1 protein-coding gene is annotated in these 797 nt (G+C 67.0%); it reads right to left on the reverse strand.

Annotated features, from left to right (window positions below; translation table 11 throughout):
* Positions 1-797 (reverse strand): AMP-binding protein (locus tag AMK19_RS36365; RefSeq protein ID WP_158071991.1); only part of this gene is annotated, 797 nt, incomplete at both ends.

The following is a 797-nucleotide window of genomic DNA, read 5'->3' on the forward strand; positions in this document are numbered from 1 at the left end:
TCGATCCGGAACCCGCGCACCTTCACCTGACCATCAGCACGACCCATGAACACCAGCCGGCCGTCCACCCGCCACTTCACCCGGTCACCCGTGCGATACATCCGCACACCCACCTCGAACGGCGACGCCACGAACCGCTCCGCCGTCAACCCCGAACGACCCACATACCCCCGAGCGACACCCACACCCGACACATACAACTCACCAGCCACACCCACCGGCACCGGACGCAGCCACTCGTCAAGAACGAACACCCGAGCGTGCGGCACCGGCGAACCAATGTCCCCACCACCCTCCACCGCCAGCGGCCGCGACATCGAAGCACACACCGTCACCTCCGTCGGACCATAGGCATTCACGAACCTACGGCCACCGGCCCAACGGTCCACCAACTCCCCCGTCAGCGCCTCACCCGCCGACACCACCGTCCGCACCGACCCCAACTCCCCCGGAGCCAGCACCGACAACACCGCCGGAGGCAACGTCACATGCGTCACCCCCAGACGCCCCACCAACTCCACCAGACCACCACCGGGCACCAACTCATCCGCACCCGCCACCACCAACGCCGCCCCACACGACAACGCCACCACCACATCCGACACCGCCGCATCGAACGACACCGACGCGAACTGCAACAACCGACTCGACCCGTCCACCGCGAACCGCTCCACCTGCGCCGCCGCCAACCCCGCCAACCCCGCATGCGACACCGCCACACCCTTGGGCCGACCCGTCGACCCCGACGTATAAATCACATACGCCAACTGACCAGGAATGAAAGGCACTTCCGGAGC

It is taken from the genome of Kitasatospora sp. CB01950 (assembly GCF_001905465.1).
Classification (GTDB): domain Bacteria; phylum Actinomycetota; class Actinomycetes; order Streptomycetales; family Streptomycetaceae; genus Kitasatospora.